The organism is Pseudomonas crudilactis, from assembly GCF_013433315.1.
Classification (GTDB): domain Bacteria; phylum Pseudomonadota; class Gammaproteobacteria; order Pseudomonadales; family Pseudomonadaceae; genus Aquipseudomonas; species Aquipseudomonas crudilactis.
Genome location: NZ_WXVV01000020.1, coordinates 97399 through 110215, shown reverse-complemented (window position 1 = coordinate 110215; position 12817 = coordinate 97399). Strand labels below are relative to the sequence as shown.

Sequence of the window (12817 nt, the reverse complement as noted above, 5' to 3'; positions counted from 1 at the left end):
GCCCACAGAGCGGCTTTGCGTCGTTGATTTTCATGAAGGCCTACCGGAGCGATGCCTGTGCAGACCACTCGTTTGACATTGATCTGCCATGCGCGAACCGTCGCACAGAAATTGGCGTGTTTTCCTACGAACGAGCCTGTTGAAAATATCGACTTGGCGTCAGGTGCACTGGCTGAGCGTTTCGACGCCGCGCGACGCTTGATTTGTGCGCCGGAATTGCGCGCTCGCCAGACGGCGGCGTGGTTTGGCGTGGATGCGCAGATCGACGAGGCGCTGCGCGATTGTGACTGGGGACGCTGGCACGGGACTTCGATCAAGGATCTGCAACGCTCGGAAGCCGCCGGGCTGCATGCCTGGCTGGAAGATTCCCACGCAACCCCCCACGGCGGGGAGTCGGTGGCGCAGTTGTGCGAGCGCGTGTCGATATGGCTGACCAGTCTGCAAGCCACGCCCGGACAAGTGGTGGCGGTGACGCATCCGTTTGTCATTCGTGCTGCGCTGAACCACGCGATGAGCGGCGCGGCGTTTCATGACATTGATGTCGAACCGTTGTCGATGGTCGAACTACGCTACACCGGGCGCTGGCGTTTGCGTTTGCCGGGCCTCGACATTAAAGGAGCGCTTCGATGAAACAGCTACTGGTGATCGGCATCGGCGCGGGTAATCCCGACTACATCACGATGCAGGCGGTGAAGGCGCTGAATCAGGTCGACGTGTTTTTTCTGATGGATAAAGGCCAGAGCAAGGACAAGCTGATCGACTTGCGCCGTGAGATCTGTGAGCGCTACATCGACGATCCTGACTATCGCTTCGTCGAAGCCCACAGCCCGGAACGCGAACGCGGCGATGTCGACTACACGGCCAGTGTCGATGACCTGAACCGTGCCAAGCAGCAGACCTTCGAACGCCTGATCAATGACGAATTGTCTGACGGCCAGTGCGGTGGTTTTCTGGTGTGGGGCGACCCTGCGCTGTACGACAGCACCGTGCGCATCCTCCAGGCGATTCTCGCGTCGGGCACGTGTGCCTTCGAGTTTGAGGTGATCCCCGGGATCACCAGTGTTCAGGCGCTGGCGGCGCAGCATAAGGTGCCGTTGAACACGATCGGTCACTCGATCGAAATCACCACCGGTCGGCGTTTGGCGGCCGGGCAGGTGAGTGATACGGACAGTCTGGTGGTGATGCTGGATGCCGAGGATTCCTATCATCAGGTTGCCGATCAGCAGACCGAGATCTACTGGGGTGCCTACCTGGGCACGCCGGACGAGATTCTGATCAGCGGCAGGCTGGCGAATGTCGCGGAGGAGATCGAGCGGGTGCGCAAGGCTGCGCGGGCGGAGCATGGGTGGATCATGGATACGTATTTGCTGCGCAAGCCATAGATTTTCGCTGACCGGGCGGGCCCCTTCGCGAGCAAGCTCGCTCCCACATTTTGAAATGCGTTCCCTTGTGGGAGCGAGTCTGCTCGCGAAGGGGCCGCCACATTCAAAGCACATTTCGAACAGGCAAAAAAACACCCGATGCAACGCAAGTCGCACCGGGTTTTTTGTTGCCAGCGCACGGCGGATGTCGTGGATCCTCCGTGCGCTGTTGAACTCTTGGTTATGCGCGTTCCAGCGCCAGTGCCACACCCTGACCGCCGCCGATGCACAGGGTCGCCAGACCCTTTTTCGCATCACGCTTGATCATTTCATGCAGCAGTGTCACCAGCACGCGGCAACCCGATGCACCGATCGGATGGCCCAGCGCAATGGCGCCGCCGTTGACGTTGACCTTGTCCAGATCCCATTGCAGTTCCTTGGCCACCGCCAGCGATTGTGCGGCGAAGGCTTCGTTGGCTTCGATCAGATCGAGCTGGCCGATGTCCCAGCCGGCCTTGTCCAGGCAGCGGCGGGTCGCCGATACCGGGCCGATGCCCATGATCGCCGGATCGACGCCTGCGTTGGCATAGGCGGCGATTTTCGCCAGCACAGGCAAGCCGAGGGATTTGGCTTTTTCCGCGCTCATCAGAATCACGGCGGCGGCGCCGTCGTTCAGCGACGAGGCGTTGCCCGCAGTAACGCTGCCGTCCTTTTTGAACGCCGGACGCAGTTTCGCCAGGGATTCGGCAGTGGTGTCGCCACGTGGCTGTTCGTCAACCTTGAACGCCACCGGATCGCCTTTGCGCTGCGGGATCAGGATCGGCGTGATCTCATCGACAAAGCGACCGGCCTCAATCGCGGCGGCGGCTTTCTGCTGCGAGGCTGCAGCAAAGGCGTCCTGCTGCTCGCGGCTGATGTCGTACTTGTCGACCAGATTCTCGGCAGTGATGCCCATGTGGTAGTCGTTGAACGCGTCCCACAGACCGTCGCTGATCATCGTGTCGACGATTTGCGCGTGGCCCATGCGCAGACCGGTGCGTGCGCCCGGCATCACATAGTTGGACAGGCTCATGTTTTCCTGGCCGCCGGCAATAATCACCTCAGCGTCGCCACAACGAATCGCCTGTGCGCCGAGGTGCAGTGCTTTCAGGCCCGAACCGCAGACCTTGTTCAGGGTCAGCGCCGGCACGGCGTGGGGCAAGCCAGCCTTGATCGCCGACTGGCGCGCCGGGTTCTGGCCGGCGCCGGCGGTCAACACCTGGCCCATGATCACTTCATCGACCTGCGCACCGTCCAGACCGGTCTGCTCGAGCAACTGGCGGATCACCGCCGCGCCCAGATCAACGGCGGACACGCTGGCCAGCGAGCCTTGGAAACTGCCGATCGCGGTACGCGTGGCGGCAACAATTACGACGTCTTGCATTTTCGAATTCCTCACTGGGCAGCGAACTGCATTTCCGGTACGTGATCCGGGACGATCAGTTTACCAGCGGTTTTGGCGACGATTTCCTCGACGCTGACGCCAGGTGCGCGTTCCTTGAGGACAAAAGCGCCATTTTCGATCTCGAGGTAGGCGAGGTCGGTCAGTACGCGTTTGATGCAGCCGGCGCCGGTCAGCGGCAGGCTGCATTTGGCGAGCAGCTTGGACTCACCGTCCTTCGATGCGTGGGTCATGATGACGATGATGTTGTCGGCGCCGGCCACCAGATCCATTGCACCGCCCATGCCCTTGACCAGTTTGCCGGGGATCATCCACGAAGCGATGTTGCCTTCGACGTCGACTTCGAACGCGCCGAGCACGGTCAGGTCGACATGGCCGCCGCGAATCATCGCAAAGGACTCGGCGGAGTTGAAAATCGACGCGCCGATGCGCGCGGTCACGGTCTGTTTACCGGCGTTGATCATGTCGGCATCAATGGTGTCTTCAGTCGGGAAAGGGCCCATGCCGAGCAGGCCGTTTTCCGATTGCAGCATGACTTCCATGCCTTCTGGAATGTAGTTGGCGACCAGGGTCGGAATGCCGATGCCGAGGTTCACATAAAAGCCGTCCTGCATTTCGCGGGCGACGCGCTGAGCCATTTGTTCGCGGGAAAGTGCCATGTTGTTGTTCTCCGTCAGCCTGAATTATTTGCGGATGGTGCGCTGTTCGATGCGTTTTTCGAACGTGCCGCAAATGACCCGATCGACGTAGATGCCCGGGGTATGGATCTGCGAGGGGTCGAGTTCGCCGGGTTCGACGATTTCTTCGACTTCAACCACGGTGATCTTGCCGGCGGTGGCGGCCAGCGGGTTGAAGTTCTGCGCGGTGTGACGATAGATGACGTTGCCGAAGTGGTCGGCTTTCCAGCCTTTGACGATGGCGAAGTCGCCGGTGATGGATTCTTCCATCAGGTACTTGCGACCTTTGAATTCACGCACTTCCTTGCCTTCGGCGACCGGTGTGCCGACGCCGGTGGCGGTGAAGAAGGCCGGAATACCGGCGCCGCCCGCGCGCATTTTCTCGGCGAGGGTGCCTTGCGGGGTCAGGATGACTTCGATGTCGCCCTTGAGCAGTTGCTCTTCGAACAGCTTGTTTTCGCCGACGTAGGAGGCGATGACTTTACTGATCTGGCGATCGGTGAGCAGCACACCGAGGCCGAAACCGTCGACGCCGCAGTTGTTGGAAACGACGGTGAGGTCGCGGGTGCCTTTGCGCTTGATCTCGGCGATCAGGTTTTCCGGAATGCCGCACAGACCGAAGCCGCCGGCGATGACGGTCATGCCGTCCTCAAGCCCGGCGAGGGCTTCCTCGTAGGAACTCACGCGCTTGTCGAAACCTGCCATATGCACCTCTTTTATTATTTGCGGGCGGCTGGCTAGCCGAATGGTTGGAGTGTCTCGCTGGTGGATATATTTGTTAAGTTGATTTTTAAGGTTGATTGATTGATAAAGCTCAATAGTCGCGTTATGGCTTGCCGCTTAACGCTTGATCGTTCCCACGATGCACCGACGATCCTGAGGCTTCAGTATGACCATCAAACAGATCCGCGCCTTCCTCGCCGTGGCCCAGAGCCTCAGCTTCGCCGTGGCCTGCGAGCGCCTGCACCTGTCGCAATCGGCGTTGAGCCTGACCATCAAAGCGCTGGAGGAGGGCCTGGGCGGACGCCTGTTCAGCCGCAACACGCGCAATGTGGCGCTGACCGCAGAAGGCGAATCGCTGCTGCCATTGGCCCGGCGTCTGATCGCCGACTGGGACAACGCCGAAGACGAAATGCGTCAGCGATTCAGTTTGCAACGCGGGCGGGTGACGGTGGCAGCGATGCCGTCGTTTGCCGGTAATCTGCTGCCGCCGATCCTCAAGACGTTTCGCGCGCGCTATCCGAACGTCAACGTCACGGTCAATGACGTGATCAACGAGCAGGTGTTGGAGATGGTGCGCGATCGTCAGGTTGAACTGGGCGTGGCGTTCGAGCCGATGCAAAACACCTCGATGACATTCACGCCGTTGTACATGGATCGCTTCGTCGCGGTGGTGCCGAAGGATTCGCCATTGGCCCGGTTTAGCGAGATCGACTGGCAGACGCTGTTGCAGCAGCCGTTCATCACCTTGCAGCGACCCTCGACGGTACGAGTGATGCTCGAGGAGCACTTGCAGGCGCGGGGCATGAAATTGCCGGTAGAGTTTGAGAGCCATCAATTGGCGACGGTCGGGCGGATGGTCGCCAGTGGTCTGGGTGTCAGTGCCGTGCCAGCGTTGTGCGCCGAGCAGATGCAGGAGCTGGGCGCGCATTGCCTGACGCTGGATGACTCGGTGGAGCGGGCGATTGGCGTGCTGACCGAACCGGGCAATGAACTGTCGGCGGCGGCGCAGGCGTTGTTCGATATCCTCAAGGCTGAAGATCTGGGGCGACGGTGAGATCTACCCCCTCACCCCAGCCCTCTCCCCCAGGGGCGAGGGGGAAAGGGAGCCAATCGAGGATTTCTCAAATCCTGAGTTCGACTCGAAATTTTCAGGTTGATGTATCGCGTGAGAACAACTCGGTCAGTTCCCTCTCCCTTGGGAGAGGGCTAGGGTGAGGGGCTTGGCTCCTGAGTCGAGCACAGCGTGCAGCAACTCACCGGTCCAGCTCCCTGACCAACAGGGGCAACAGCTGTTCACACGACGCTTCAATCTTCAAATCCAGCAAATCATCCGCGCGGGTCTTGCCCAGATTGATCGCAATCAGCGGCTTGTCGCGATCGGCAATCACCCGGCACAAACGGAACGCCGAATACGCCATCAACGAAGAGCCCACCACCAACATCCCCGCCGCACTTTCTGCCGCCGCCATCGCCTGAGCCGCCGTGTGCTGCGCGACGTTCTCGCCGAAAAACACCACATCCGGTTTCATCCGCTCGCCAGCGCAATGCGGGCAGAGCGGCACTTGAAAGCGCGCCTCGAACGCCGGGTCGAGCAGGGTGTCGCCATCCGGCGCCTGCACCGCATCAACGCCGGCCAGATACGGATTTTGTCGTTCCATCAATTGCTGAATCGAATCACGCTCACTGCGCTGGCCGCAGTCCAGGCAGAGGACGCGATGCAAGCTGCCGTGCAACTCGATCACATCGTGGCTGCCAGCCTGATCGTGCAGGGTGTCGACATTCTGAGTGATCAAATTGCGTATCAGCCCACTGCGCTGCAAATCGGCCAATGCCTCGTGAGCCGCATTCGGCTGCGCCTGACGCACCCTCGGCCAGCCGAGCATCGCACGCGCCCAGTAGCGACGGCGTGATTCAGGGGCGGCAAGGAATTCCTGGTACATCATCGGTTGCCGGCCACGGCGTACACCGTCGCTGTCGCGGTAATCCGGAATGCCCGACGGCGTGCTGATACCGGCTCCGGTCAGGACGATAAAATCGCCCTCGGCCATCACCTCTTGCAAGGTGTCGAGATGTTCGCGGGTCGGGCTGTCGAGCATGGTCAGCGCTCCGGGGAAGGACGATGCCAGCAGGTTAGCACGCGACCCGCGCAGGTTACTTGCGTGCCTCCAGAATGAGGTTGAACGGTGTTTGTGTGGCCCGGCGGAAGTGCTTGAACCCGGCCTCGACAAACACTTTACGCAAGCGTATTTCCCCGGCTTGCGCACCCAAGCCGAGGCCGACTTCCTGTGACAGCGAGTTCGGTGTGCAGATAAACGTCGAGGCGGCGTAAAACAGCCGTCCGACCGGGTTGATGTTGTCATCCAGGGTGTCGTTGGCAAATGGTTCGACCAGCAACACCGTGCCGTCGTCCTTCAATGAATCATAGGCGTGACGGGCGGCACCGACCGGGTCGCCCATGTCGTGCAGGCAGTCGAAATAGCAGATCAGGTCGTAGTCATTGCCCGGGTAGCTTTTCGCCGAGCCCTGAAAAAACTTCGCCCGGCTGCTGACTCCTCCTTCCTCGGCGCGCTGGGTGGCGACAGTGATCGACGGCGCGTGATAGTCGTAGCCGACGAAACGCGAGTTGGGGAACGCTTGGGCCATGATCACCGTTGAGGCGCCGTGACCGCAGCCAATGTCGGCGACTTTGGCGCCTTCCTCAAGCTTGGCCACCACACCGTCCAGCGCCGGCAGCCATTCGGCAATCAGGTGGCCTTTGTAACCTGGCCGGAAGAATCGCTCGGTGCCGGTAAACATGCATGGGTGGTGATCGCCCCACGGCAGGGCGCCATTGCCGCGCATGGCTTTGACCAGTTTGTCTTTGTCGTGGAAAAACGATGCCACCACGCCGAGTCCACCGGCAACGTAGACCGGCGAGTCTTCGACGGCCAAGGCCAGCGCCTGTTCTTCCGGCAGGCGGAATTGGCCATCGTGGTGCTCCATATAGCCGGACGCCGCGTGAGCGCTGAGCCATTCGCGCACCAGACGCGGGTTACAGGTGGTTTTCGCGGCGAGGGCATCGGCACTGATCGGCTGACTGTCGGCCATGGCGCGGTACAGGCCGAGTTCTTCGCCGACGATGACATTGGCCAGCATCGCCGCGCCGCCCATGTCGTTGACCAGTTTGCCCATGAATTGGTTGAGTTTCGCCTCGTCCATCATGTGTGCTCCTGAAACAGGATCACGGTCCGGCGGCGTCGAGGGTCGAGGCGTGCGCCACCGGGCGGTGGTCACGGAGTTGGGCAGGGCACGGCTGACGTCCTGCGGCCCCCTCGACTGGGTCATAAAAGAGTCTAGCCCCGGTCCGGGACTGCCGCTGTATTTGTAAACACTGAAGTCCTGTGGGAGCGAGCCTGCTCGCGAAGGCGGCATGTCAGGCGGTTCTTATATTGGCAGTGCCGACACTTTTGCGAGCAGGCTCGCTCGCACAATATTGATCGGCAGTGAGTCTGTATCGCCGTGTATCGCCGTCATCGCAGGATACACAAGGCTGCAAATGCCCGGTCATCTGCACACAGACGTAATACATCTGGCGGCTCAAATGTGGAAAATCCACTGCTGAGGTACATCCTATGCATACGTCGCCCTCCTCACGGCCACCCAGCGTCGGCCTCGGTTTGCGCCGTGGTCTGCTGAAAGATCTGCAAGCTGCCCGCACGGGTGATTTCGACTTTCTCGAAGTCGCTCCGGAAAACTGGATCGGCGTCGGCGGTGCCCATGGGGCGGCGTTGCGTGAACTGGCTGAGCGTTACCCGTTGTCCTGCCACGGATTGTCATTGTCGCTTGGCGGATTCGCGCCGCTGGATGTCGAGTTTCTGCAGGAAGTGCGCGTGTTTCTCGACCGTTACAACGTGCCGCTGTACAGCGAACACCTGAGTTATTGCAGCGATGACGGTCATCTGTATGACTTGCTGCCATTGCCGTTCACCGAAGAGGCGGTGCACCACGTCGCTGCGCGAATCCGTCAGGCCCAGGACATTCTCGGCCGGCGTCTGGCCGTGGAAAACGTCTCCTACTACGCCGCTCCGCGTCAGGACCTGGACGAGGTGACCTTCACCAATGCCGTGCTGCGCGAGGCTGATTGCGATCTGCTGCTGGACGTCAACAATGTCTACGTCAACGCGATCAACCACGGCTTCGATGCGCAAACCTTTCTCGCCGGTCTCGAGCCGGGCCGGGTGGTCGGAATGCACGTGGCCGGGCATTTCGATGAGTCCGACACACTGAAAATCGATACTCACGGTGCCTCGGTAAAACCGCAGGTCTGGGCATTGCTGGCTGAGGCCTACGCGCGGTTTGGCGCGCAGCCAACGTTATTGGAGCGGGATTTCAACTTCCCGGCATTCTCCGAACTGATTGCCGAGTTGCAGACCATTCGCCACTTGCAAGCCGGGGGACGTCATCGTGGATAACCTGATGCAGCAACAACGGGCCCTGACCCGATACCTGCGCGATCCCGAACGTCAGGCGCCGCCGGCCGACATGAACGCGGCGCGGGTCGATGTCTATCGTGATCTGGTGTTCAACAACGTATTGCGACTATTGAGCGGCACGTTTCCGGTGTTGATCCGTATCCTCGGTGAGCAACGCTGGGGCCTGCTGGTGCGAGGGTTCCTGCGTGACTGGCGGGCGCAGACACCGAAGTTCGGCGAGATCGCCGAAACGTTTCTCGACTATCTGGCCACGCAACCGCAGGTATTGTGCGAAGGAGAGTGGCCGGCGTTTTTGCTGGAGCTGGCGCATTACGAATGGGTCGAGATGGTTTTGCAGCATTCCGATGCTCAGCCGCTGTCGTCGACGGATCCGGCGCTGTTGCTGGAGTGCCCGCTGCAGATCTCGGCACTGGCCTGGCCGTTGGCGTATGCCTGGCCGGTACATGAACTCGATCCGGACAATCAGCCCGCCACGCCACCGGCTCAACCGACCTTGCTACTGGTGCGACGCACGGCTGACTGGAACGTGAAGTTTTCCGAACTGAGTCCGCTGGCTTGGCGGTTGCTGCAGCGTATCGACGAATATCCCGCCCTTGATGGCCGTCGGCAGTTGCAAGCTTTGGCAGTGGAGGCGGGGGTGGCCGCAACCGCTGCGTTCATGGACAACGGATCGATATTGCTGCGGCAATTGCATGAGGACGCTGTGCTCGGCAGCGTCGTTTGAATCAGTTGGCAGGCAACCATGACGGTGGGTAAGGATGCTGACGATAGAAGTTGCGCAGTTGCGCCACATCGCGTGCGAACCCTTCGATGAGCCATTCTCGATATTGCATCTGCACAGGCACTTGCCAGGCCGGTTGGCGCAGGCTATCTGCCACGGCTTGCGCGGCCTGCATGCCGCTCATCAACGCCTTGAGTACGCCGTGGGAAGACGCCGGGTCGAGCCGGTTGGCGGCATCACCCACCAGAAAATAACCGGCACCGGCGGCGGCCGGCGTGAGGCGCCAGGTCACATCGGCGCCGCGCATGGCGCCCATCGCAGGCAGCGATTGCAAAGCCTTGGGGAGCATCACCGACCGAGCGTTGCGTTCGAAGGTCAGGCGCGTCCAGTGCAACAAACGATCCCCGACCTGGGCAATCCACGTCCACCCATCAGGGTCGGCCAGCAAGTGCGCAGTCGTCGCATAGGCTGCGTTGTAGCCGTGCAAGTAGCCGTAACGTGCAACCAGCGGCGCAGAACAATTATGGGTCGTCAGGCCGAGTTGGCGGCTCAGCCAGTCGCGAGCGCCGCTGGCATCGATCAGGCAGCTCGCGTAAAGGCAGCCGCTGTCGGTGTCCACGCCGATTACCCGGTTGGCCTGAGTCAGCACCCGCCGGGCCCGGCAGGGCTGGTTTACCTCAACGCCCAAAGCGGCGGCTTGCGCCAGCAGCGTCGCGTCCAGTTGTGCTCGCTCGAGATGAAAACCCTGCCAGATGCCGCTGTCATCGGTGCCAAAACCGTTGAAACGCGGCGTACCATTCCACTGTACCCATTGGCCTTCGAAGCGCCGGGCCGCGTGACCGCACAACTGCTCGGCGACTCCCAGTTGCTGCAGCAGCGGTTCGATGCCCGGATGCAGGCTTTCGCCGGGGCGAAACCGTGGGAACGGTTGCCGTTCGATCAAGGCCACGCGCAGGCCACGCCGGGCGCAACTGATTGCCGTTGCGCAGCCCGCAGGCCCGGCGCCGACGATCACCACATCAAAATGCTTCATGGGCGTCCTGCCACGGTAGCGTGTCGCGTTTGATCAGGATCCTATCGGCGCTGAGCAGCAGGATCACCAGTTCTTCGACCTCGACGTGGCGCAGCCTGAAATCACGTTTGGCGCTCTGTACGGCGCCGCGTTTGTAGAGCAAAAAGCGCTGAACCCAGCCGTCGAGGATTTGACCGGACTCCTCCTGCGCAGTGTCCAGTTCGGCATTCGGTCGCTGCACTTCAAGGAACGACAACAGCGGCCAGGTATTACGCAATGGTTTGTCGCTGGCGGCGCCGAGCACGCGGTACACGCGATACATCGACCGTACGCGATGCTGATAGGCCATTTGCGAGGTGCGGCCGGTCATGCTCAAGGAAAACCGGCCATCGAGGGCCACTTGGGTGTAGTCGGCATGGGCGTACGCGTGGTACTGGACGATCAGCCGATCGTCTTGAGTGATCAGTTGCGGACCGCGCTGATCATCCCAGGCCACATCGCCGCCCATGCCTGTTTCCTGATCGGTCAGCGGAATGATGCTGTGCAGTGTCGAGCGCGGCTCGAAGACCCGCGCCGAATCAGGTGACACGCCGGGCCAGAAAGAACCTAGCGCCGCGCAAATCTTCGCATCCTCGGGAAACGGGCTGGCCATCTGATAACCGGCGAGGACGTTGATCCACTCAGCGTCCGGGGTCTGCTGGCGCACCCAGCCGACCTCCCAGCCAGGCCCGAACACCCCTGCGGCGCCGTCGGGCAGAGTGGTCGGGCGCGATGGCGACGGCAGTATGGTGGTGGATTGCAGCATGCCGGCTGGATCGGCGAGACCGACGATAGCGCTCACTCCACGATCGGCGGGGGAGAACAATTGATCCTGCAAATGCAGATTGGCGCAGTAGCGGACGTTGGAAAGCGCCTCCAGTCGTGCATGCCACAGATCGGTGCTCGGTAACGTCGGTTCATCGCTGACCCAGTGCAACAGTTTGCGTTGGTTGCATAGCGGATAGAAGTCCGGAGGGCCGATCAGCGAGTAGGCCGCTACCGTCGGCAAACTGTTTTCCAGCGCCGGACACCGTGGCCGTACCCAGCCATCAGCGGTGCCGTCCTGATAATGCAAGGCGCGATAACCGCCCTGACGCACCAATTCCTCGACATTCTCGTACGCGTTCAGGTCTTCGATGCTGCCATCCACCTCGACCCGGTGACGCCCGTGAATCATGCCGCCACTGTTGGCCGGCATCACAAAGGACAATGGTTGACCCTGATAGGCGACCGGCTCGACCAGCCGGGATTTGGCCTCTGGCACCAGAAGCCCGGGGCCGACATCCGTAACTGGTGCCCAATGCGCCAGATTGTCGGTCACGACGAAGGGCGGCTGGCTGATCTGCGGTTCCTGCCAGCCGGTGCCGCTGTGGCGTAAGTGGATATGCCGCAGTTTTTCGTTGATCTGGTGGTTGTCCAGCGTTAACGCCAGATTCATGGCTTGCAGGCACTGCGAACCATTGAACAACTTGTGCAGAGGCACCCAGAAATCCAGTTCGGGATCGACGTCGAGCTGAAAATCCATCGGTCCGAAGCGTTCGGCATCGCCCTTCAGTTGCACGGCAATGTAGGCGCTGTAGCGCACTGGCATCACCCGGATGCCGTGCGGGTCATCGTCGACGAAGGGCAGGAAACTGCGCAGCGTGGCGTCATAACGCGCGGAGGCGGTGCCGACGCGGGCAATGCCGGTGCGCGAGAAACACAAGTCGGCATGCCGGCCATGCACGGTGTCGGTGGCGCAGCGATATTCACTGGCAAACGCGACCATTGCCAACGGTGCGCCCAACACTTTGCTGCGCAGACTGTCGAGCGTGGGCGGGCTGACGCTGTAGACATAGTCGAGCACCGTCTCGATCTCAGCGGCGGTGGGAAACAGCTGCAACGTTTGCCCGTTCTCATCGCAGAGCACGTTGGGCGAGGCCAGTGCGTGGTAGAGCAGGCTGCGCGCCGGTGCGCCGGCTTCAATCGCGCGGCTCCCGGCCAGTGCGAAATCGGCAAACCCGGGCAATGAACGATCAATGTTCAGTGGCTTTTGCAATTCCGCCGCCAGCGGTTCGGCGAGCAGGTCCAGGCCATGCGCGAGCATCAGCGAATGCCAGCCGCCGGGCGCCAGTCGCCTGCACACTTGAGTGACGGATTCGAGCAGATTCATGTTGCGCCTCGACAGGTTGGGCCAATCGTCATGGAACCGCAGCCCGGCGCTGGCTCGCCACTGTCAGATCTGACAGTGGCGACCAGTGGTGATCAGTGCGAAACGGGCAGCACAACGATAAGCGCACCTGCCAAGGCGCACAGTCAGTGGATTCTGATGAGGTTGTAGGCATTGGCGCTGCAGTGTGCAGGCTACCGACTGGCGCCTGTCGGTAGCGTT

Annotated in this window: 12 protein-coding genes; 5 read left to right on the top strand and 7 right to left on the bottom strand. The window is 61.3% G+C overall.

Annotated features, from left to right (window positions below):
- The first annotated feature begins 57 nt into the window (after positions 1 to 57).
- Complete coding sequence (locus GTU76_RS21260) at positions 58 to 630, top strand: histidine phosphatase family protein (protein WP_175554702.1); 573 nt, start codon at positions 58 to 60, stop codon at positions 628 to 630.
- Positions 627 to 1382: a precorrin-6A synthase (deacetylating) gene (gene cobF / locus GTU76_RS21255; protein WP_016983254.1), complete on the top strand. Its 756-nt coding sequence runs from the start codon at positions 627 to 629 to the stop codon at positions 1380 to 1382. The genes GTU76_RS21260 and cobF overlap by 4 nt, the downstream gene beginning before the upstream one ends.
- A gap of 220 nt (positions 1383 to 1602) precedes the next feature.
- Here cobF and GTU76_RS21250 read toward each other — a convergent pair whose 3' ends face one another.
- From GTU76_RS21250 to GTU76_RS21240, 3 genes are read right to left on the bottom strand one after another with little or no spacing between them, the layout of a single operon-like run.
- A complete protein-coding gene (locus tag GTU76_RS21250; protein WP_016983255.1) occupies positions 1603 to 2784 on the bottom strand; it encodes an acetyl-CoA C-acetyltransferase in 1182 nt (393 codons plus the stop codon).
- Between the two features lie 11 nt (positions 2785 to 2795).
- The gene (locus tag GTU76_RS21245; RefSeq protein WP_016983256.1) at positions 2796 to 3461 is read right to left on the bottom strand and encodes a CoA transferase subunit B; all 666 of its coding nucleotides are present in this window, start codon (positions 3459 to 3461) and stop codon (positions 2796 to 2798) included.
- 24 nt (positions 3462 to 3485) lie between these two features.
- A complete protein-coding gene (locus GTU76_RS21240) occupies positions 3486 to 4184 on the bottom strand; it encodes a CoA transferase subunit A (protein ID WP_016983257.1) in 699 nt (232 codons plus the stop codon).
- A gap of 184 nt (positions 4185 to 4368) precedes the next feature.
- Between GTU76_RS21240 and GTU76_RS21235 the strand changes: the two genes are divergently transcribed.
- The gene (locus tag GTU76_RS21235; RefSeq protein WP_016983258.1) at positions 4369 to 5256 is read left to right on the top strand and encodes a LysR family transcriptional regulator; all 888 of its coding nucleotides are present in this window, start codon (positions 4369 to 4371) and stop codon (positions 5254 to 5256) included.
- A 199-nt stretch (positions 5257 to 5455) separates the two neighbouring features.
- Here GTU76_RS21235 and GTU76_RS21230 read toward each other — a convergent pair whose 3' ends face one another.
- Entirely contained in the window at positions 5456 to 6298 is an 843-nt protein-coding gene (locus GTU76_RS21230) for an NAD-dependent protein deacetylase (protein WP_016983259.1), read from the bottom strand.
- 55 nt (positions 6299 to 6353) lie between these two features.
- A complete protein-coding gene (locus GTU76_RS21225; protein ID WP_016983260.1) occupies positions 6354 to 7400 on the bottom strand; it encodes a class I SAM-dependent methyltransferase in 1047 nt (348 codons plus the stop codon).
- Between the two features lie 413 nt (positions 7401 to 7813).
- On the opposite strand from GTU76_RS21225, the gene GTU76_RS21220 reads away from it, so the two are divergent.
- Positions 7814 to 8653 carry an HvfB family MNIO-type RiPP peptide maturase gene (locus GTU76_RS21220; RefSeq protein WP_016983261.1) on the top strand — a complete coding sequence of 280 codons (840 nt, stop codon included), beginning with the start codon at positions 7814 to 7816 and terminating at the stop codon, positions 8651 to 8653.
- A gap of 4 nt (positions 8654 to 8657) precedes the next feature.
- The gene (locus GTU76_RS21215; protein ID WP_180699511.1) at positions 8658 to 9398 is read left to right on the top strand and encodes an HvfC family RiPP maturation protein; all 741 of its coding nucleotides are present in this window, start codon (positions 8658 to 8660) and stop codon (positions 9396 to 9398) included.
- 1 nt (position 9399) lies between these two features.
- Here GTU76_RS21215 and GTU76_RS21210 read toward each other — a convergent pair whose 3' ends face one another.
- On the bottom strand, positions 9400 to 10428 hold the full coding sequence (locus tag GTU76_RS21210) for an NAD(P)/FAD-dependent oxidoreductase (RefSeq protein WP_180699510.1): 1029 nt from the start codon (positions 10426 to 10428) through the stop codon (positions 9400 to 9402).
- A complete protein-coding gene (locus GTU76_RS21205) occupies positions 10415 to 12598 on the bottom strand; it encodes a hypothetical protein (protein WP_180699509.1) in 2184 nt (727 codons plus the stop codon). Before GTU76_RS21205 ends, GTU76_RS21210 begins: the two co-directional genes overlap by 14 nt.
- Positions 12599 to 12817 lie beyond the last annotated feature (219 nt).

What these genes read in the sequence shown, in the direction of transcription:
- GTU76_RS21230 (WP_016983259.1), bottom strand. Translation starts at nt 6,298, where the DNA reads ATGCTCGACAGCCCGACCCGCGAACATCTCGACACCTTGCAAGAGGTG.
- GTU76_RS21250 (WP_016983255.1), bottom strand. Translation starts at nt 2,784, where the DNA reads ATGCAAGACGTCGTAATTGTTGCCGCCACGCGTACCGCGATCGGCAGT.
- cobF (WP_016983254.1), top strand. Translation starts at nt 627, where the DNA reads ATGAAACAGCTACTGGTGATCGGCATCGGCGCGGGTAATCCCGACTAC.
- GTU76_RS21240 (WP_016983257.1), bottom strand. Translation starts at nt 4,184, where the DNA reads ATGGCAGGTTTCGACAAGCGCGTGAGTTCCTACGAGGAAGCCCTCGCC.
- GTU76_RS21235 (WP_016983258.1), top strand. Translation starts at nt 4,369, where the DNA reads ATGACCATCAAACAGATCCGCGCCTTCCTCGCCGTGGCCCAGAGCCTC.
- GTU76_RS21220 (WP_016983261.1), top strand. Translation starts at nt 7,814, where the DNA reads ATGCATACGTCGCCCTCCTCACGGCCACCCAGCGTCGGCCTCGGTTTG.
- GTU76_RS21225 (WP_016983260.1), bottom strand. Translation starts at nt 7,400, where the DNA reads ATGGACGAGGCGAAACTCAACCAATTCATGGGCAAACTGGTCAACGAC.
- GTU76_RS21245 (WP_016983256.1), bottom strand. Translation starts at nt 3,461, where the DNA reads ATGGCACTTTCCCGCGAACAAATGGCTCAGCGCGTCGCCCGCGAAATG.
- GTU76_RS21205 (WP_180699509.1), bottom strand. Translation starts at nt 12,598, where the DNA reads ATGAATCTGCTCGAATCCGTCACTCAAGTGTGCAGGCGACTGGCGCCC.
- GTU76_RS21215 (WP_180699511.1), top strand. Translation starts at nt 8,658, where the DNA reads ATGCAGCAACAACGGGCCCTGACCCGATACCTGCGCGATCCCGAACGT.
- GTU76_RS21210 (WP_180699510.1), bottom strand. Translation starts at nt 10,428, where the DNA reads ATGAAGCATTTTGATGTGGTGATCGTCGGCGCCGGGCCTGCGGGCTGC.